Below are 16,451 nucleotides of genomic sequence, written 5' to 3' on the forward strand. Positions count from 1 at the left end.
CTTCCTCGTGCTCACTGTATGAAATGTCACGTCAGTTATTATTGGATATTCAGTTATCACGGTGCGTTTTAGGGAGTCCTTAAAGCTCCTCTAATTACTAAAGTCAAATGACTTCGGAAGATGCAAAAGATTTTGAAAAATTTTTTAAAAAAATTTATTCATATACATTTCACGCATCTTATTAAGAATGGATTTCAGCTTGTATGACAGCATCTGTCTGGAAATTCCCATAATCTCTGCCATCTGTGTCTGTGTCTTGTTTTCAAAGAAAATACCGTAAATAATCATGCGTTCCTCGGAGTTCAGCTGATTGATCACTTTGTGGATATCCTGCTGTTCCATTTTTGTCAGCACACTATGCTCCACATCACAATTCAGATCCGGAAAATCCTCTATCATAAAGCCTTCTCCATCAATGGACTGACCACTGTAAGGTACTTCCCTCAACATCTTGTCCACGACCTCTCCCAATTCGTTTTTGATTTCTACCTTTTTTGCCTTGCTGCTTCTATAAAAATTGTTCATCGCATACGCAACCTCTTTTGTAATCTCAATCATCTCTCCATCAATATTTGCGTAATACTTTCCTTCATAAAAATATGGGTGTTCAATATACATGTCCGTTCCTCCTGAATTTGAAATCTCGTTGCTTGTTTCAAATCCAGAAGGCGGACCTCTGTTTAGAATCATGCCTGCTCCGCCTTTATCCTGCCGGGACATACCCGCAGTTATTGGCTGAGAAATTCAGGCACGAAAAAAAGCCCCAGTAGTTTTTTTCTTAACTACTGAGGCCTTCGTCTCTTTCTTATATTCAGTTATCTATGCCTTCTTTCATCAGCATAATCATTGTATCAGGATAAAGTTCACAAAGTATCCGCAATACATTCCTATAAGTTCACATCATTATTGAAATCGTACATATTTCAGTATAAAAAGTTCACCGTGTTATTCTTCTACTTCTTTTCCATCTATATATAGTTGAAATTTATCAGGATTATTGACAACATCATAGTCCTTTCCATATTCTACAGGTCTGTATTCGGCTGTCATTACCGATTCCCCATCTTCAATATCCTCTTTCCATAAATAGATGTTCATATCAAGACTCGTCGCATATCCCCTGTCTGTGGAGAATTTTGTCGAATGAAAAGAATTCTCCTTGTACATCTGCAAAAGTTCTCTTGCAAACGCTTCTCTATCCTCAATATTTTCCCGGTTAGCTACTACGGTTAGATTTTCATCCTGATTTATGGAAAATGTTCCTACTACATCAGGTTCACCTTCCTTATGACCAGATTCAGGTTTCCCATAAATACTTCCTGTAGCAATTATCAAGATGACTGCTCCTGAGATTACTGCAATTATCTTTCTTTTCATATTTTCATTAATTTCCTTTTAATTGTTTTACTGCGTAATTGATTACTTCTTCCGGTGTGGGTCTGTCTCCTTTAAGTGTCATTTTCTTCCATTCTTCCTGCACATCCGGATCAGGATTATCAAATCCTGCATCTATGGCTATCTGCATTTCTCTGCGTACCTCTTCTGGTGTTGTGTTGTACTTTTTTGCAATTTTCTCATAAATAGTTTTCTCTCTCATTCATTTTCCTCCAATATATAAGTAGAATTACACATTGTTCTATAGAACTAATTTAGCATATTTCTATTATCATGAAAAGACACTTTACAATTTAAAGCGGAATAAAAAGTCAAAAAAAAGAAGAGCTACTTGCTCTTCCCATTTTGTCATATTACTCTTCCAATAATGTATGAATTACTTTGATAATTTTTTTCTGCTCTTTGATCGGAAGTTTTTCTATTTTCTCTGTCAGCTCATTGGTAACACCTGTAACTGAATGTGCCACAACATCAATCAAAAGAGTATCTGCAGAAACATCTAATGCATTTGCAATTGCAACAAAGGTATCCAATTTTGTAACTTTCAAGCCTCTCTCTATTACACTCACATGCGTCGGACTTAAATTTACTAATGCAGCCAGTTCCTCTTGCGTGAGATTTTTTGCTTCTCGTGCTGATTTGATTCGCTGTCCTACTGCCTTCAAATCCATCGTAACACCTCCTCCAGAACGAATAATCGTTCTGGATTTAGTATACTTGTGGATATCTTAAATATACAGAATCGCAAAGCCAAGTTCTAATTCTACAGAACTATATTTCAAGATTTTCTTTGCATATTCGTAAAATAGAGTTATGATTGAAGCAGCTAAATCAAAGGAGGTATCAAATCATGAAATCACATAAATACTGGTCCCTAGGCGCACTTTTCTGTATGTTGGGATGCATTTATTCTGGAATCAGAAAATCTATGACTGCACATAAATACTTTGCCTATTCTTCATTGCTTTGTATGGGCATGTCCATTTATTCCGGTCACAAACTGGTTTCTCCAAAGAAGAAAAAAATCACTGAATCAAACAATAGTGAAAATAATTGAACAAAAATTGACCTCTATTCATCAAAGACAAAGTTGCTGGAGAGTTTTTTCCCTCCAACAACTTTCTTCATCTTTAAGCCATTGAAACACAATACTGTCCAATCAACTTCATCCAACTATTATATTTATTCTTTTCACACACCTTTCGGCAAATTTCATTTTCCATCAGTACACAGAACATCTTATCATAATCAAATGCCCAAACAGCACCATTCACATGGTTTTCCACTGCTTTCTGATCTATGCTTTTCAAGCGTGTGACCATTTTCTCAATTTCTCCATTTCCCAAGTTACCGATATTTTTGCAGATAAACCGAAAGAAATTCAACGTTGCATATTCGTCATGCCAATGGAACTCTTCTGGATTGTTTTTTATTTTACTGGCTCGCTGCTGTTCTTTGATTATCTGAGCAGCTACACCTTTCATCGAATCTTCGTATCTCATATTACTCACCTACTCTTCCTCTACGCCCAGTGACGGTTTAAATCTTTTATCCTTTGCCTGCGGTACCACGATCTCATAAAAATAAAATCCTAAATATCCAAGGGCCTGCTTCTTCATCTTATAAAAAGAAGTCCTGCCTATTCCCAGTTCCTGCTGCACTTCCACATCTGTCTTATTGTAATGACTGCAAAAGCAGGAATGAAGAATTTCACTGAGTGTCACACCATTGGGAGCATAAAATTTCACCAGTGTCATTCCCCGATAGATCATGTCCGACAGTCCATAAATAATCATCAGGTTATTCATCTCCCGGTGCATCTTTGGCACGTTCAGCTGATGATTATAAATGCTCAGGTAGCTTAACGCATATGCCATATCTTCATTGATCTTCTCCTGGCACTCCATATCCAGTTCTTCCAATACGACCTGATTTTCCAAAATCAGCTTCTGGTAACTTGTCATCAGTTCTTTAATATCAGTATAATGTCTTTCGATTGTAACTTCCAGATAATCCTGTGCATGGCTTGCCATCTGGAAGGTAATCTCTTTCATTGATTTAATTGCATAATCTCTGTCTGTCATCAGTTTCAAAATCTCCTTATCATCATCACACTAACTGGCGGTCTTTCAGACCAGTTCGCTTTCCCCATGATTTTGATGGGAAGCAATTACTTACTACAATTTGCAGAAGCGGATATCCAAAAGGCATTGTGGGAGTTGCCTTTGCTGACCGGAATCCATCTTCTTATGTAAAACCTGCAGGAATATAAAGGGAAAGTGACTATCCCTGCCGGTTAATAATCCAAATAATATCGTCTATACCTATCTCTCCTTATGCTGTTTTTCTCTCCATAAACCATTTATCCACTTCGTAAAACAAATGGCTTTCCTGTCCCTGTATCATACAGGTGTACATCATTCCTACACCGCCTGCCTTTCTGCTGGCGCATCGCTCGATTTTCAAAATTCTGTCAATGCTATACTTTCTTCCATCCTCCCATGTAAAAAATATGGGAACCAGCTGTCCGTCTTTCCGAAACTCTGCCACTACATCTACATATACTTTGTTCATGCCGACACCTCACTATAAAATCTCGATTGCTCTTGGCGATGCCGGAATCCTTCGGATATATCCGTTTTGCTCCAACTGCTTGATTCTGGAAAAAGCAGATGATGTTGATTTCACCCCGATCAACTCTCCAAATTCCCGAACTGTCGGCGGATATCCATGCTCCTTCGTATAATTCAAAATACACTGATAACTTTCTTCCTGTTTTCTGGTTAATGCTTTTTTCAAATCTATCCCTCCAATTACCCATGAAAATAACTGTGTGGATGGACCGTGTGCGTACCAGCGTCTAAGTGGGATAAGACTTTATCCTGGTACATTGCCGCTCGCTGTATACTGAAATATCCAAACCGTCGTCTTATCTCATCTACAGTACGATCCAGCTTCTCTAACTTTTCTTTTTTCTCCTGATTTCCAAATAAATCCAACTGCACGGGAATATCATCTAACACAAGATCCGCAGCTCGGATTCCCAGGCTTCTAATGGGATGTTCCCATTTGTAATTATCTTTAAATAGCTGAAATGCTGCAGTTACAATCTCATTTGTAATATTCGTTGGCTGTCGTAAATGTATCTGTCTGGAAAAACTATACAATCCATTATCTCGAACTGTAATTTCTACTGTTTTGCATTTAAATCCATGTTTCCGCAATCGTGCAGCTACACTTTCTGCCAATGCTATTTGAATGATCCAAACATCCAGATCATTTTCCAGATCTCTCGGTGTTGTGGTGCTATTACCTATCGACTTTACTGGAGCTTCATACCCTTCCTTGCAAACCGGATCTTCATCCCAGCCATTTGCGAAAGCCCATAATACATTTCCTATTTTTCCAAAATGGCTCTCTAACAACTTTTCGTCTGATTCCGCAAGTTGCCCGATTGTCCGGATTCCAAGTTTTTGCAATTTCTTATTTGTCTGTCTTCCGACATAAAGCAAATCTGACGCAGGAAGCTGCCATATCCTGTCTTTATAATTTTCTCGATTAAACTCTGTGATTGCATCCGGCTTTTTGTAATCTGAACCAAGTTTCGCATAAATCTTATTCCAGGAAATTCCAATACTCACTGTTACTCCAAGTTCGTATTTAATCCGATGGCTGATTTCTCTCGCAATCGTCATTCCGCTTCCTTTCAGATTTCCACTATCTGATACATCCAGCCAGGCTTCATCAATTCCATATGGCTCAATTTTATCTGTATACTCTGAATAGATTTCCCTTGCCATTTGAGAAAATCGCAAATATAAATCCATCCGTGGTGGTACAAAAATAATTTCCGGGCAAACCTGTTTCGCCTGCCATAATGCCATTCCGGTTTTTACTCCTTTTTTCTTGGCAATATAATTTGCTGTCAGCACAATTCCATGCCGGGCTTCCGGATCACCACCGACTGCCAGAGGCATTCCAGCAAATTCCGGATGATGTAGCATTTCTACACTGGCATAAAAACAGTTCATATCACTATGCAGGATCACACGCTCACTCAAACTTTTCACCTCCCAGCTGCTTCCTTCAACATAATGTCTTATCAATTTCTGTATGTTTAGTATATATCGACATTTCGGAGATAGTCAAGTAACATCTTGGTTGTATTTTCTCCATTTCGGAGATTATTGTTGATTTTATTTCTAACATACGGTATAATGCATATAGAAAATTCAAATAGAAATGAGGCGAACAAATGCGTGATTTCGGGGAAATATTAGCAGAAAATAGAAAAAAGAAAGGATACTCTCAATCAGAGCTGGTAAACCTGCTTTCTCAGGAAGGTATTCAGGTCACTACAAAAGCACTCTCCAAATGGGAGAACAATGCACGAGAACCCGCTTTACATGTTTTCCTGACACTTTGCCAGTTACTTGATATCGAAGATATATATGAATCCTTCTTTGGAGAAAATCCATATAACATTATGAGTGGATTGAATGAAGAAGGCAGAAATAAATTGATTGAATTTGCTGATATTTTGAAAGCTTCTAAAAAGTTTTCTCCACTGTCTGCAAAGATTATCCCATTCCATCATCCTGTAGAAATTACCTGGGAACCAGTTTCTGCTGGTACTGGAAATTACCTGGAAGATTCTGTAAAAGAAACCTATGACGTAGGACATCTTGCTCCTGAGCAGACTGACTTTGGTGTGCGGATCTCTGGTGATAGTATGGAGCCACTTTATCATACAGACGATGTTGCATGGATTCAGAAAAAAGATTCTCTTGCTAATGGTGAAATTGGAATCTTCTATCTCAACGGCAATACTTACATCAAGGAATTACACGATGAGCCAGATGGTGTTTATCTGATCTCTTTAAATCAAAAATATCGTCCTATCCAAGTTTTGGAATCTGACTCTTTTAAGATTTTTGGAAAAGTAATCGGGAAATGCAAAGGTGCAGAAATTCCAGGATTTCATTAGATTTCAACAGCAGGTTCATGATCCTACTGATAACAATAAGCAAAGGAAGTGATTGAATGGCAATCAATAATACATTAAAAGATATTCGTGAAGAACGGAATCTCATTCAAGCAGATTTGGCTGAAGCCATAGGTTCCTGCAGCCAGACGATAGGCCGCATCGAACGTGGAGAACGAAATCCCTCTCTTGAGATTGCAATCCGGCTGGCACATTACCTGAAAGTGCCTGTAGAAGATATTTTTCAAGTTGAAGACTGAAGCACAACAGCCAGAAAACCGAGGAGTAAAATCCCCGGTTTTCCTTTTGCTCAAAAATCACTGTAATCCACTTACATTTTCTTCTTTTCTGCCTGCTCCGTCAATCAGGTCATAGCTCATATCCAAAAAGTCCAGTGTCTTAGCCTCACTGACAGAACCATCCAGTAAAATCGTGATCCAGTGCTGCTTATTCATATGGTATCCAGGTAAAAATCCATAAGTCTGAATAATCATATTCGTCATGTCCGGATCACACTTTACGTCCATGATATCAACCGGATCTTTTCCTTCTAATCCCAGTTTCGATTTTTCAACCGTCATGACCACAGCATACCATTTTCCATTCTTATGTCGTAGCACAGCATTATCTGGTGATTGTGCCCATAAATACTCCGGCACCGTACCATACTGTTTCTTCACATATTCAAAAATTTCTTCTTTCTTCACAGTTTATTCAACTCCTGATTCTTCTGATATCCTGCCCATAATCATACCATATTTTCAGTTCCCGTACTACCTGCCAAATTCTTTTGCATTTTCCCGGTTCTCCTGACTTTAACTAATAGAGGGGTAAAACAGCAAGGACAGGAAGTGAGGATACACTTCCGGAAAATCCCAATTTAGGGTACCCTGCCCTGAATTGAAAAACGCTGAAAGCAACGATACTACTGCCCTCTCAGAAAGGAGAAACTGCTAATGGCTGAAAGAAAAAGAAACAAAGAAATTCATTTTTATGTCACAGAAGAAGAACGAAAGTTAATCCGCAGGAAGATGATAGAATCAAAAACCAAGAACATGGGAGCTTATCTGCGTAAGATGGCAATCGACGGCTACATCGTCAACACAGATACAACTCCTCTGAAGAAACAGTATGAGGAAATGCACAAGATTGGCATAAATATCAACCAGATTGCAAAAAAGGTAAATACCACCGGAGATCTATATCCGGAAGAAATGCAAGAATTGAAAGAGATGGTGAAAGAACTATGGCATATATTAAGATCTTCCCCATTAAAGTAACAGACAAGAAAGCTCTGGACTATATCACGAATCCAGACAAGACTGATGAAAAACTGCTGGTTTCCAGTTTTGGCTGTTCCCCGGAAACTGCTGATCTCGAATTTTCCATGACTAGAGAAATGGCAAAAAAGAATGGAATGGACAAAGGTAATAACCTGGCATTTCATCTGATCCAGTCATTTAAACCTGGAGAAGTTGATGCCGAAACTGCCCATCGCTTAGGACAGCAATTTGCAGCCGAAGTACTGAAAGGAAAATATGAATACGTGATCAGTACCCATGTTGATAAAAAGCACATTCATAACCATATCATCTTCAACGCTGCAAGCTTTGTTGATCATCACAAGTATGTTTCCAATAAGCGGAGCTACCATAAACTCTGCAGAATCAGTAATCGTATCTGCCTGGAAAATGGACTTGCCACCAGTATGCCAACCGGAGAAAAAGGAAAAAGCTATAAAGAGAACATGGAATATCATCGTGGCACCAGTTGGAAAGCCAAGCTACGTGTTGCAGTTGATAAAGCAATCTGGACTTCCATCAACTATGAGGAATTTCTACAAAAAATGCAGTTAGCTGGATATGAAGTCCGGCAGGGAAAGCATCTTTCTTTCCGTGCACCGGAACAAAAAAATTTCACTTATATGAAATCTCTGGGAAGTTATTATACGGAAGAAAACGTCCGCATCCACTTAGCTAAAAATCGTAGCAAAGTGAAAACTCCAAAACATCTGTCCAGAGAAGCTCGCCTGTATATCAATATCTCCACGTATGTAACGACTGGCAATCGAGAAGGATTTGAACATTGGGCAAAACTCAATAATCTAAAAGAGGCAGCCCGCACCTTCAACTATCTTTCAGAAAATAACCTACTGAATTATGAGGATTTCAGGCAGCATGTTTCTGATGTTGATGCTTCTGTTAAAGCGGCTGATCAGAGAATAGCACACATCACCAGTGAGCTAAGCACGCAGAAAGTCATTCAGAAACACTGTGATTCTTACCGGCTCTGCCGTAAAGTGATAGAAGATTGCAAATCTGCAAAAAATCCAAAAGAATACCGTTCCAAGCATCTGGCAGAATACCAACTCCACGATTCACTAAAAAAAGAGCTTCAGGATCTCGGTGTTACCAAAATCCCTAGCTCTGAAAAAATCCAGAAGCGGATTGAAAATCTTGAATCTGAACAAGCTGCTACCGTCCGGGAAAAACAGAAATTACAGAAAAAGCAGAAAACACTGGATATCATTCAGCAAAATTTCTCTGTGCTGCTCGATGCTCCTGAAATCAATTCAGACTTACTTCCGGCAAAACGGGAACCTGTTTCTGTCACAAGAGATAAATAAGATTGCACTGACAACTCAATTATTCTCTTCCAAATCTTCCCAAGGTTTCAGACCCATTTCCTCCCAGGTGACACCATACGGTGCACCTCCGGAGGTATAACCGGCAATAACGAAAAATCTGTCATCTTGCAAGATTTCTTCTTTAGCCAGATTATCTCTTGTTTCTTGTTTCCGTCTTGCTCGCCTCTGCTGCTTCTTTTGTTTCGCAACAGCTGCTTTTTCTTCCGGCGTTTTCTTATGTTTTTTTGCCATAAGTGTTTCTATTATAATTCCATTCTGAATGTCTCTCAGGATACGTTCTTCATAACTCTTTTCACGCTTTTCAACAATTTTATAAAATTCTTCATATTCCGTTTTAGGAGCAAGCGATTGAACTGCCGTAAACAAACTTTTGCATATATCATTCATTTCAGTAGCATCCGGCATTCGCTGATTCTCAAGATAAAACTTCAAGTGCATTTTGTATGTTTTATCTGCTATTGCACTCTTCTGTTTTTGTTTTAAGTCTTTATAGCTTCTGTCGTTCCTCTGCATCTACAATTCCTCATCTGCCTTCTTTCTCCCGTGCCATCAAAAGCATTTTTTCAAAAGACTGAGCGAATCTTTCATCATCTTCCTCCGTCCGCTTCTTCGGTCCCTTGACATGACATTTACGGGAACTTCTTCTGGCTTTTTTACTCAGGTGACGTTCCATTAGCATCTGATCAATATTATCATCCGTGTACCATTTACCTGATTGATGAATAGCATAAGCACCTTTTCCCAATGCCATTGCAGCCACACCATAGTCCTGTGATACGACAATATCTCCTTTATGGCAGATACTAATCAGTTTATAATCTACTGCATCTGCTCCTGCACCGACAACAACAACTTTACTATAAGTCGATGACAGAACATGGTTTGTATCACACAACAACATTACCGGAACACTATTATCTTTTGCAATCTTTTCAATGATCGCAACCACTGGGCAGGCATCTGCATCAACAAATATTTGCATCTTTCTATTTCTCCTCTGAACCATTATAAGAATAAGCTCTGCTGTTCGTATTCTGCCTCTCGTTTTAGCTGAACCGGTACCTGATGCAGAATTTGCTCCATTTTCCTGTCATCGAACCAATCTTTCAGCTGTCCTTTTTCCAATATCAGCGGCATACGATCATGTACTTTTATCATAGATTCATTGGCTGCTGTAGTCATAATCACAAATCGTCGTTCATTCTCAAACCAATCACAGAAGCCAGCCATATACAATACTGGTGCATCATATCTGGAAAATGTATTTTTCTCTTTTAACCGATTCCATTCATAGAACCCACTTGCCGGTATCAAAATGCGGTGATAGAGGATTCCATTTCGAAAAGAAGGTTTATCCATAACAGATTCTGCTCTTGCATTTATAACCAGATTCTTTCCTTGTGACAATGGATATCCCCACTTGCAAACATCCAGTTTCAATCCATGTTCTGATTTTTCAATGATCGGTGCTACATTGGTTGGAAAGATATCTCCTGCAAAATGTTCCTGCCGGATCCGTTGGTCTATATCATGCACTACTTTTTCGATTTCATCTGCCATATCAGAATCAATATAATATCTACCACACATAATACTTCCTTCACTTATAGATTCTATTTCATCAAATATACATCATTTATTTCTAGGCACTTTAAACTCAGTTAATTTATAATTTTGAATCCACCCCATACATTCTTCACCATCTTCATTCTCCCAAATTATCTGTCGCCACTTTTTATATTTATCTATAATTCTAACAACTTTCCCTTCCTCAAGCTTTTCAATTACAATCGAATGGCAGTCATGCTTCAGTCGTACAATAGATTCTCTATTAACGATTCTATATTTAGTCGTATTTAGCTCCTTCGCATCATATCCCATTCCAACGATGTAATAATTATTGACTTGTTGTGTATAATTGTAATTATTTATCGTTGTTGCTGAAGAATTCGTAACTCCCAAAACAACTGATATAATCGTAATAATAAAGTTCAGCCATTCTCGTATTTCTTTAACATCTATCGTTCGTTTTTCTTCTATTGGCAAATTCTGCTTCTCTTTATTTATCGAAAGATTCGTTGCTCTTTCATATTCCGATGCAATAGTTTCTGACACCGTATCAATATCCCATTCTTCGGATTCTGAGAAAACTTGATCGGTAACTCTTCCCAATAAATTTATATGAGGCTTCTGGCATAATGGTGGAAGCCTAACACCATAAATTAACAACACCATATTGAAAAAACACTTGTGTCCTTTAATGTATTAACTGCGAAGAAAAACACAAAAGGAGTATTCACAAGTGGCTTCAGTTAATACATTATGCAAAAGTGTCCTTAATGTCAAGAACACAGTTATAAAAAATTGTAATCTTTACTCTGATAAGAATGGAGTTAAACATATTCGTATCCAAGCAAGACCTAATAAATGGCACGAGAACGACTGCCCATTCTGCCATAAATCATGCCCTGTTTATGATAAACATTCCAGTAGTATAATGCCGAGATATTACGAAGATAACTCGTAGAAAATGCAAAGTCCAGTCGCAAGTTTAGACACGATATTGCTCTTAACAGTCGTATAAAATCAACATTTGCAGGGATTTATCAAATTCCGACATACCGTCTTAGAAAATGAATAATCCCTCGCAATTCATTATGAACTACGAGGGACTGCTTACTGACTGTTAAAGCGGTAGCCGATCTCACGAACACTATCTATGGAAAAGTGAGAGTTTGTATCACAAAGTTTTTTACGAAGATTCCGAATGTGAAAGCCTACGGTATCCTTTTCATTGCCTGCTGATATTTCGCCCCACACCTTATCATAAATCTGCTCGTATGTAAGAACACGACCTTTATTGGCTGCGAGCAAGCAGAGTATATCGTACTCTTTGACGGTCAGTTCAATTTCCTGACCGTTATTGATAACTCTGCGCCGGCTCAAATTGATTTCTAAGCCGGAAAGGGATAATGTCGGCTCATATGAAATCTCTAATTTTTCAAAATCAGGGTGCTGTTTTACAAAAGCCAGCATATCGTCAAAGGCTGTTGAGTCTTGTGCTTTGAACTCCATTATTACGATTCGTCCGATATTATCACCCCCCTTGGTTAGTTTTTTTGTCTTGGACAACATAAGATTTATTGCGTGAGATAATACGATTCATCAATCGTTTTCAGAATAAAATTCACATCGTCATAACGAGAGGAATCGGACTGAGAGCCTAAACTGCATATCAAAAACTCTTTTCCGTGCTGCTGATAAAGCACAATCAAGTTATAGTCGTCAGACAGAGAGCCAGTCTTAATTCCGCATACATTTTCGTTGTAATATTCGGATGTCGGATCAAGGAAGGCGTTTGTATTCTGCCATATTTGTGTACTGCCATCAGGCAGTGTTGCCGTATAAGTGTTTTGAGATACAATTTCTCTAAACCACGAGTATTCCAACAACCGATATACTACTTCTTTCAAATCTAAAGTGGTGGTAAGTGCCTCCATATCAAAACCACTCGGATCATATAAAACTGTGTCTAAGTACCCCTGCTGTTGCAAATGCAGGTTTAAGTTCTCCATGAAAATCCTCACACGCTCTTGACAGCTTTCTGCTTGCGGCGAAAGTAATCCTCCACAATAATCAGCAACCACATAAGCTGCGTCATTCCCTGACGGTACTAACATTGCCGCAAATAGATTGTGTAAAAAGTATTCTTTTTCCTTGATTTGAGCAACAGACGAGCCAGGTTTCGTGAGTGAAATAGCACCATAGTCTGCAACAACGATACTATCAAGGTCTGCTAAAGTTGACGCATACTCAATAACAAACAGCTTGGCTAAACTTGCAGGAATTTGTGGCTCGTTCTCGTTTTTTGAAACAAATATTTCATCATCAGAACAATCCACCAAAATCAGCGATTTTGCATTATAAGAGTCAGGAAAATCTTCTTTGTAGAGAAAACCATTTATTTTATTCTTTACCTCTCTGAAATTTTCCGGCTGCATTGCCCACGGCACAAACATTATACCTATGCCGATACAAACTACAAGCAAAAACAAAAATACTCCAAATCGTTTTTTCTTACGGCGTTTTCTCTGCATATATGTGCTCACCTCCCAACACCAAAACTCCTATGTGCCATTTTTAATCGGCATAATTTGCCTGAATACACTCTGTAAATCCAGACGGATCTCCCAACTTAGCTTTATCAATATTATCACGAAGATATTTGCGTGTGGCGTCATCACAGCGATCTGTTCCCATATAAGGCATATCAAAGGCTTTTTCGAGTTCAGCTAAGGCTTTTGCCGCCCTTTCCGAATCCGTATTGTAAGTATCAAGCCATTCCTGCATCCAAGAATATTCCCAAAGGTTAGATGCTCTTGTATCGCCATATCCTATCTGAAAAGACGCTCCCGTATCTTCGCCTTCCAAAGCATCAGGCGGCGTAAAGCCCTCCGGCCAATTCAAACTCTCAATGGTCGTTAGGTATTCTTCTTCAATGGTAGCAAAGTCCGTGAAACCTCTTGTGTTTGTGTCGGAGTCCGAAGAAGTGGAGCAGCCTGCCAGCATAATCACCAGCAAAGAAATCATAACACACAATAACAGTCTGTACGGTCTTTCGGATTTTGAGATTGTTCGTTTCATTTTGTTTCCTCCTTGAATTGAGTTTTATTATCTAAGAGCCAATGCAGGCTCTAATTTTGCTGCTTTCAATGCTGGTAATAATCCGCCCAATAATGCTGTAAGCACAGACACAGCAACTGCAACAACAGCAACGCTGATTGGATAACTCGGTGTTCCCACCGGGGAATCCACAGGGAGCAACGCTCCAATACAATGCACCAAAATCAGCGAAATCAAAATAGCTGCAAGGCAAACGAATATTGATAAAATCAACTGTGAGCCTAAAACCAATGCCACAATATTTGTTCGTGAAGCACCTATCGCTCTGCGGATCAGCAACTCATGTGTGCGCTGTTCCAATGAAGATAGTCCGATATTGATCTGCCCTAATACGGAAACAAACAGCAACAAAAGCGAAGTAACCAAAAGCCCTAATTGCAGTATGGACAATACCGAATCATAGGTATCTCCAATATCACTCCGCCCAGCACTTTCCCAGTAACCGCCAATGGTATCAGTCAAAATGTCGCCAAGGGCAGAATGTATCTGTTCGATTGTCAGTCCTGTTGTGGGATGCCAATACACATTTGCATTTTGTACTTGCCACATTGCTGGTGCGAAATTGAGGATCGCCGCAGAATCCGCATAGATAGTCGGAAAATCCCTGCCATCGTTTACTACTCCGACAATATTGAATGGGGTTAACGAAAGTGTGCTTTTTACATTTCCTGCAGCATAGGGCGAATCATTAAAATAGTTTTTAGCTTCTTTGTTTATGACCACTTCAAGCGAGCCGCCCTCACTCGAAGGCTCTAACCATCTACCGGATGTCATTGGAAGATTATAGACTTGACTATATGCCTCCGTGGTGCAAACTAAATCAAAAGCCATCAGGTTTTGGTAAACATCATTCGGCGGTATTGGCGTTAAATCTTTCATTGGTGCAAATCGAATATCTTCTCCCATAGAAAAAGTAACAGCGGCTACATCATCAATGGCTTCAAATCTCTGGAATAATTGTTCCATTTTATTTCTATCGTGAAAATCGGATTCCGTTATCACGAATGAGTAAGTAGGTGACCAGCCATATACCTGTGCGTTTACGGAAATCAAATACTCCCGTCCAAGCGTACCAACTAATACCGATCCAAGCATTGCGATAATGCCTACAAGCATTGAAACACTTGTCAGAATACTTCTAAGTGGAGACAGACGAAGGTCTTTAAGTATCATTTTTAGCACAAGTTATCCTCCCTCCATCCATTTCAAAAATCGTATCACAGGTATCTGCAATATCAGGATCGTGCGTAACCAACAGCAGCATAATTCCATTTTCTTTTACGACGCTGTGCAACAGTTCCATAATCTGCGTTCCCGTCTTTTTATCCAACGCTCCCGTAGGCTCATCACATAAAATGGCTTCCGGAGATACTGCAAGCGCCCTTGCGATTGCAACTCTTTGTTGTTCACCGCCGGACAAATTGATTGGGTAATCATTTTCCTTGCTTTCTAAGCCGACACTTTTTAGCAAGCCTGTAATTATCTCGTGACGCTGTTTGGCGGTAAACGACTTTTTGGCATAGAGTAGGGGTAATTCGATATTTTCCCATACCCGCAAGTGCTTAATCAGAGAGTAGTTCTGAAATACAAATCCGATATTATTGGCTCGCAGTATAGACAGATCACGGTCTTTCAAAGCAGAAATAGATATACCATCATAAAGGTACTCGCCCTCATATTCCCGATTTAACAAGCCAATAATGGATATAAGGCTTGTTTTGCCTGAGCCGGACTTTCCGACAATGGCATAACTGCGCCCTCGTTGCAATTCCATATTAGCGTTGGTTACTGTTGTCAGCATATCGCCATTATTCAATTTGACGCTTGCTTTCAAATCCTTTATTTTGATTAAAGTCTTTTCGGAAATTCCTTTCATTTTATCAAATCCCCCTCGGATCAAGGTTTGGCGGAGTAGCAGAAACTACATCGCCCTCCTCTAAGCCGGACAGTATTTCTATATTGGCTCCGTCTGTCACACCCAATGTCACTTTTGTTTCCACTCTTTCTCCATTCGGAGTAATTACAGTAACCAATCCCGTCCCTTGTCTACCCGCTATTACCGACAGCGGCAATATAAGGACATCATTTCTCGTTGTCGCCGTTATGACTACCGTTGCACTTTGCCCCGATTTCACATCGACTGTTTGACTGATCAAGCATTGCAGAATGCCCTCTTGCGGCACGATTCCCGTAAACGCATTTTCATCTGCGGCAGGCGACACCACGGCAATCATATCGGTTGGTCCTACACCATCATATACTTGAAATTTTGCTTTCAACTCTGCATACTCCGGTAAGGTACTCAAAAAATTATCTGCCTCTACATTGAGGGCAAATCCTGTATAATGCACTATCGCTACGGGATAATTACTCGGTACGCTTTCATTGGATGGGGCAATAGAGGTAATTGTACCATCCACCGGAGATTTCAATTCTTTGCCGTTCACAGTTCCAATAATTTGCCCGGCAGTGATTTTTTCTTCTAATTCTACCGCTGTATTAAATATGCCATTTTCGGGTGAGGAAATAATAAACGGTACTGCCGGAACAATAGTCGTTTGCGTTGAAACGGTTGGAGTAATTGTCCCTCGTACAACTGATACCGTTTTTTCTGCGGATGTTGCGCTATCTGTAAGATTGTTTTCGTCTGTCTGCCCAATTGCAGAGCAGGCAGATAGCGTAAATACAAGAAACAAAATAGAACATAGCAGCATTTGTTTTCTTAGCAACTTCATCATTCCT

Annotated in this window: 25 protein-coding genes; 5 read left to right on the forward strand and 20 right to left on the reverse strand. The window is 39.4% G+C overall.

The window, feature by feature from the left end:
- Nucleotides 1-144: 144 nt before the first annotated feature.
- The 4 genes from G4407_RS02220 to G4407_RS02235 form a co-directional block, all read right to left on the reverse strand.
- Complete coding sequence (locus G4407_RS02220) at nucleotides 145-618, reverse strand: sigma-70 family RNA polymerase sigma factor (RefSeq protein ID WP_023922628.1); 474 nt, start codon at nucleotides 616-618, stop codon at nucleotides 145-147.
- Between the two features lie 327 nt (nucleotides 619-945).
- Nucleotides 946-1,377, reverse strand: a complete 432-nt coding sequence (locus G4407_RS02225) for a hypothetical protein (protein WP_012744263.1) — start codon at nucleotides 1,375-1,377, stop codon at nucleotides 946-948.
- A gap of 7 nt (nucleotides 1,378-1,384) precedes the next feature.
- The gene (locus G4407_RS02230) at nucleotides 1,385-1,597 is read right to left on the reverse strand and encodes a sporulation initiation factor Spo0A C-terminal domain-containing protein (protein WP_012744264.1); all 213 of its coding nucleotides are present in this window, start codon (nucleotides 1,595-1,597) and stop codon (nucleotides 1,385-1,387) included.
- 151 nt (nucleotides 1,598-1,748) lie between these two features.
- A complete protein-coding gene (locus tag G4407_RS02235; RefSeq protein ID WP_008688152.1) occupies nucleotides 1,749-2,066 on the reverse strand; it encodes a helix-turn-helix domain-containing protein in 318 nt (105 codons plus the stop codon).
- Nucleotides 2,067-2,245: 179 nt separating this feature from the next.
- Here G4407_RS02235 and G4407_RS02240 point away from each other — a divergent pair, with 179 nt between their 5' ends.
- Nucleotides 2,246-2,452, forward strand: coding sequence for a DUF6219 family protein (locus G4407_RS02240; RefSeq protein ID WP_015524569.1), 207 nt, complete (start codon nucleotides 2,246-2,248; stop codon nucleotides 2,450-2,452).
- A gap of 73 nt (nucleotides 2,453-2,525) precedes the next feature.
- On the opposite strand, the gene G4407_RS02245 is transcribed toward G4407_RS02240, so the two are convergent.
- The 5 genes from G4407_RS02245 to dinB all read right to left on the reverse strand — a co-directional run bounded on the left by G4407_RS02245 (nucleotide 2,526) and on the right by dinB (nucleotide 5,456).
- Complete coding sequence (locus G4407_RS02245) at nucleotides 2,526-2,897, reverse strand: hypothetical protein (protein WP_012744266.1); 372 nt, start codon at nucleotides 2,895-2,897, stop codon at nucleotides 2,526-2,528.
- Nucleotides 2,898-2,906: 9 nt separating this feature from the next.
- Nucleotides 2,907-3,479: an ArpU family phage packaging/lysis transcriptional regulator gene (locus G4407_RS02250; RefSeq protein WP_012744267.1), complete on the reverse strand. Its 573-nt coding sequence runs from the start codon at nucleotides 3,477-3,479 to the stop codon at nucleotides 2,907-2,909.
- A 250-nt stretch (nucleotides 3,480-3,729) separates the two neighbouring features.
- The gene (locus G4407_RS02255; protein WP_005344271.1) at nucleotides 3,730-3,969 is read right to left on the reverse strand and encodes a hypothetical protein; all 240 of its coding nucleotides are present in this window, start codon (nucleotides 3,967-3,969) and stop codon (nucleotides 3,730-3,732) included.
- Between the two features lie 12 nt (nucleotides 3,970-3,981).
- Entirely contained in the window at nucleotides 3,982-4,194 is a 213-nt protein-coding gene (locus G4407_RS02260) for a LexA family protein (RefSeq protein ID WP_023922630.1), read from the reverse strand.
- A 14-nt stretch (nucleotides 4,195-4,208) separates the two neighbouring features.
- Nucleotides 4,209-5,456, reverse strand: coding sequence for a DNA polymerase IV (dinB, locus tag G4407_RS02265; protein ID WP_023922632.1), 1,248 nt, complete (start codon nucleotides 5,454-5,456; stop codon nucleotides 4,209-4,211).
- A 194-nt stretch (nucleotides 5,457-5,650) separates the two neighbouring features.
- Between dinB and G4407_RS02270 the strand changes: the two genes are divergently transcribed.
- A complete protein-coding gene (locus tag G4407_RS02270) occupies nucleotides 5,651-6,382 on the forward strand; it encodes a helix-turn-helix domain-containing protein (protein WP_130096559.1) in 732 nt (243 codons plus the stop codon).
- Nucleotides 6,383-6,438: 56 nt separating this feature from the next.
- Nucleotides 6,439-6,639 (forward strand): helix-turn-helix transcriptional regulator, encoded by a 201-nt coding sequence (locus G4407_RS02275; RefSeq protein WP_005344265.1) that lies wholly within the window; start codon nucleotides 6,439-6,441, stop codon nucleotides 6,637-6,639.
- A gap of 57 nt (nucleotides 6,640-6,696) precedes the next feature.
- Here the strand turns inward: G4407_RS02275 and G4407_RS02280 are convergent, their stop codons facing one another.
- Nucleotides 6,697-7,086, reverse strand: coding sequence for an MmcQ/YjbR family DNA-binding protein (locus G4407_RS02280; protein WP_012744272.1), 390 nt, complete (start codon nucleotides 7,084-7,086; stop codon nucleotides 6,697-6,699).
- A 249-nt stretch (nucleotides 7,087-7,335) separates the two neighbouring features.
- Here G4407_RS02280 and G4407_RS02285 point away from each other — a divergent pair, with 249 nt between their 5' ends.
- Together G4407_RS02285 and G4407_RS02290 are read left to right on the forward strand one after the other, a co-directional pair.
- The gene (locus G4407_RS02285) at nucleotides 7,336-7,659 is read left to right on the forward strand and encodes a MobC family plasmid mobilization relaxosome protein (RefSeq protein ID WP_012744273.1); all 324 of its coding nucleotides are present in this window, start codon (nucleotides 7,336-7,338) and stop codon (nucleotides 7,657-7,659) included.
- Nucleotides 7,626-9,005, forward strand: a complete 1,380-nt coding sequence (locus G4407_RS02290) for a relaxase/mobilization nuclease domain-containing protein (protein WP_012744274.1) — start codon at nucleotides 7,626-7,628, stop codon at nucleotides 9,003-9,005. Before G4407_RS02285 ends, G4407_RS02290 begins: the two co-directional genes overlap by 34 nt.
- Nucleotides 9,006-9,020: 15 nt before the next feature.
- Here the strand turns inward: G4407_RS02290 and G4407_RS16470 are convergent, their stop codons facing one another.
- The 10 genes from G4407_RS16470 to G4407_RS02340 all read right to left on the reverse strand — a co-directional run bounded on the left by G4407_RS16470 (nucleotide 9,021) and on the right by G4407_RS02340 (nucleotide 16,447).
- Nucleotides 9,021-9,539 carry a hypothetical protein gene (locus tag G4407_RS16470; protein ID WP_012744275.1) on the reverse strand — a complete coding sequence of 173 codons (519 nt, stop codon included), beginning with the start codon at nucleotides 9,537-9,539 and terminating at the stop codon, nucleotides 9,021-9,023.
- Between the two features lie 10 nt (nucleotides 9,540-9,549).
- Nucleotides 9,550-10,008 carry a YaiI/YqxD family protein gene (locus tag G4407_RS02300; RefSeq protein WP_015514506.1) on the reverse strand — a complete coding sequence of 153 codons (459 nt, stop codon included), beginning with the start codon at nucleotides 10,006-10,008 and terminating at the stop codon, nucleotides 9,550-9,552.
- Between the two features lie 23 nt (nucleotides 10,009-10,031).
- Nucleotides 10,032-10,616, reverse strand: a complete 585-nt coding sequence (locus G4407_RS02305; RefSeq protein ID WP_012744277.1) for an SOS response-associated peptidase — start codon at nucleotides 10,614-10,616, stop codon at nucleotides 10,032-10,034.
- Between the two features lie 42 nt (nucleotides 10,617-10,658).
- Nucleotides 10,659-11,261, reverse strand: coding sequence for a hypothetical protein (locus G4407_RS02310; protein ID WP_012744278.1), 603 nt, complete (start codon nucleotides 11,259-11,261; stop codon nucleotides 10,659-10,661).
- A gap of 441 nt (nucleotides 11,262-11,702) precedes the next feature.
- Nucleotides 11,703-12,101: a winged helix-turn-helix domain-containing protein gene (locus tag G4407_RS02315; RefSeq protein WP_015514508.1), complete on the reverse strand. Its 399-nt coding sequence runs from the start codon at nucleotides 12,099-12,101 to the stop codon at nucleotides 11,703-11,705.
- A gap of 65 nt (nucleotides 12,102-12,166) precedes the next feature.
- On the reverse strand, nucleotides 12,167-13,123 hold the full coding sequence (locus G4407_RS02320; RefSeq protein WP_012744280.1) for a D-alanyl-D-alanine carboxypeptidase family protein: 957 nt from the start codon (nucleotides 13,121-13,123) through the stop codon (nucleotides 12,167-12,169).
- Nucleotides 13,124-13,166: 43 nt separating this feature from the next.
- A complete protein-coding gene (locus G4407_RS02325) occupies nucleotides 13,167-13,670 on the reverse strand; it encodes a hypothetical protein (protein WP_015514509.1) in 504 nt (167 codons plus the stop codon).
- 27 nt (nucleotides 13,671-13,697) lie between these two features.
- Nucleotides 13,698-14,882, reverse strand: coding sequence for an ABC transporter permease (locus G4407_RS02330; RefSeq protein ID WP_012744282.1), 1,185 nt, complete (start codon nucleotides 14,880-14,882; stop codon nucleotides 13,698-13,700).
- The gene (locus G4407_RS02335) at nucleotides 14,872-15,585 is read right to left on the reverse strand and encodes an ABC transporter ATP-binding protein (protein WP_004853372.1); all 714 of its coding nucleotides are present in this window, start codon (nucleotides 15,583-15,585) and stop codon (nucleotides 14,872-14,874) included. Before G4407_RS02335 ends, G4407_RS02330 begins: the two co-directional genes overlap by 11 nt.
- 4 nt (nucleotides 15,586-15,589) lie before the next feature.
- Nucleotides 15,590-16,447: a hypothetical protein gene (locus tag G4407_RS02340; protein ID WP_025580548.1), complete on the reverse strand. Its 858-nt coding sequence runs from the start codon at nucleotides 16,445-16,447 to the stop codon at nucleotides 15,590-15,592.
- Nucleotides 16,448-16,451 lie beyond the last annotated feature (4 nt).

The organism is Allocoprococcus comes (assembly GCF_013300725.1).
Classification (GTDB): Bacteria; Bacillota; Clostridia; order Lachnospirales; family Lachnospiraceae; genus Allocoprococcus; species Allocoprococcus comes_A.

What these genes read in the sequence shown, in the direction of transcription:
- G4407_RS02220 (WP_023922628.1), bottom strand. Translation starts at nt 618, where the DNA reads ATGTATATTGAACACCCATATTTTTATGAAGGAAAGTATTACGCAAAT.
- G4407_RS02225 (WP_012744263.1), bottom strand. Translation starts at nt 1,377, where the DNA reads ATGAAAAGAAAGATAATTGCAGTAATCTCAGGAGCAGTCATCTTGATA.
- G4407_RS02230 (WP_012744264.1), bottom strand. Translation starts at nt 1,597, where the DNA reads ATGAGAGAGAAAACTATTTATGAGAAAATTGCAAAAAAGTACAACACA.
- G4407_RS02235 (WP_008688152.1), bottom strand. Translation starts at nt 2,066, where the DNA reads ATGGATTTGAAGGCAGTAGGACAGCGAATCAAATCAGCACGAGAAGCA.
- G4407_RS02240 (WP_015524569.1), top strand. Translation starts at nt 2,246, where the DNA reads ATGAAATCACATAAATACTGGTCCCTAGGCGCACTTTTCTGTATGTTG.
- G4407_RS02245 (WP_012744266.1), bottom strand. Translation starts at nt 2,897, where the DNA reads ATGAGATACGAAGATTCGATGAAAGGTGTAGCTGCTCAGATAATCAAA.
- G4407_RS02250 (WP_012744267.1), bottom strand. Translation starts at nt 3,479, where the DNA reads ATGACAGACAGAGATTATGCAATTAAATCAATGAAAGAGATTACCTTC.
- G4407_RS02255 (WP_005344271.1), bottom strand. Translation starts at nt 3,969, where the DNA reads ATGAACAAAGTATATGTAGATGTAGTGGCAGAGTTTCGGAAAGACGGA.
- G4407_RS02270 (WP_130096559.1), top strand. Translation starts at nt 5,651, where the DNA reads ATGCGTGATTTCGGGGAAATATTAGCAGAAAATAGAAAAAAGAAAGGA.
- G4407_RS02275 (WP_005344265.1), top strand. Translation starts at nt 6,439, where the DNA reads ATGGCAATCAATAATACATTAAAAGATATTCGTGAAGAACGGAATCTC.
- G4407_RS02285 (WP_012744273.1), top strand. Translation starts at nt 7,336, where the DNA reads ATGGCTGAAAGAAAAAGAAACAAAGAAATTCATTTTTATGTCACAGAA.
- G4407_RS02290 (WP_012744274.1), top strand. Translation starts at nt 7,626, where the DNA reads ATGGCATATATTAAGATCTTCCCCATTAAAGTAACAGACAAGAAAGCT.
- G4407_RS16470 (WP_012744275.1), bottom strand. Translation starts at nt 9,539, where the DNA reads ATGCAGAGGAACGACAGAAGCTATAAAGACTTAAAACAAAAACAGAAG.
- G4407_RS02300 (WP_015514506.1), bottom strand. Translation starts at nt 10,008, where the DNA reads ATGCAAATATTTGTTGATGCAGATGCCTGCCCAGTGGTTGCGATCATT.
- G4407_RS02305 (WP_012744277.1), bottom strand. Translation starts at nt 10,616, where the DNA reads ATGTGTGGTAGATATTATATTGATTCTGATATGGCAGATGAAATCGAA.
- G4407_RS02310 (WP_012744278.1), bottom strand. Translation starts at nt 11,261, where the DNA reads ATGGTGTTGTTAATTTATGGTGTTAGGCTTCCACCATTATGCCAGAAG.
- G4407_RS02315 (WP_015514508.1), bottom strand. Translation starts at nt 12,101, where the DNA reads ATGGAGTTCAAAGCACAAGACTCAACAGCCTTTGACGATATGCTGGCT.
- G4407_RS02320 (WP_012744280.1), bottom strand. Translation starts at nt 13,123, where the DNA reads ATGCAGAGAAAACGCCGTAAGAAAAAACGATTTGGAGTATTTTTGTTT.
- G4407_RS02325 (WP_015514509.1), bottom strand. Translation starts at nt 13,670, where the DNA reads ATGAAACGAACAATCTCAAAATCCGAAAGACCGTACAGACTGTTATTG.
- G4407_RS02330 (WP_012744282.1), bottom strand. Translation starts at nt 14,882, where the DNA reads ATGATACTTAAAGACCTTCGTCTGTCTCCACTTAGAAGTATTCTGACA.
- G4407_RS02335 (WP_004853372.1), bottom strand. Translation starts at nt 15,585, where the DNA reads ATGAAAGGAATTTCCGAAAAGACTTTAATCAAAATAAAGGATTTGAAA.
- G4407_RS02340 (WP_025580548.1), bottom strand. Translation starts at nt 16,447, where the DNA reads ATGATGAAGTTGCTAAGAAAACAAATGCTGCTATGTTCTATTTTGTTT.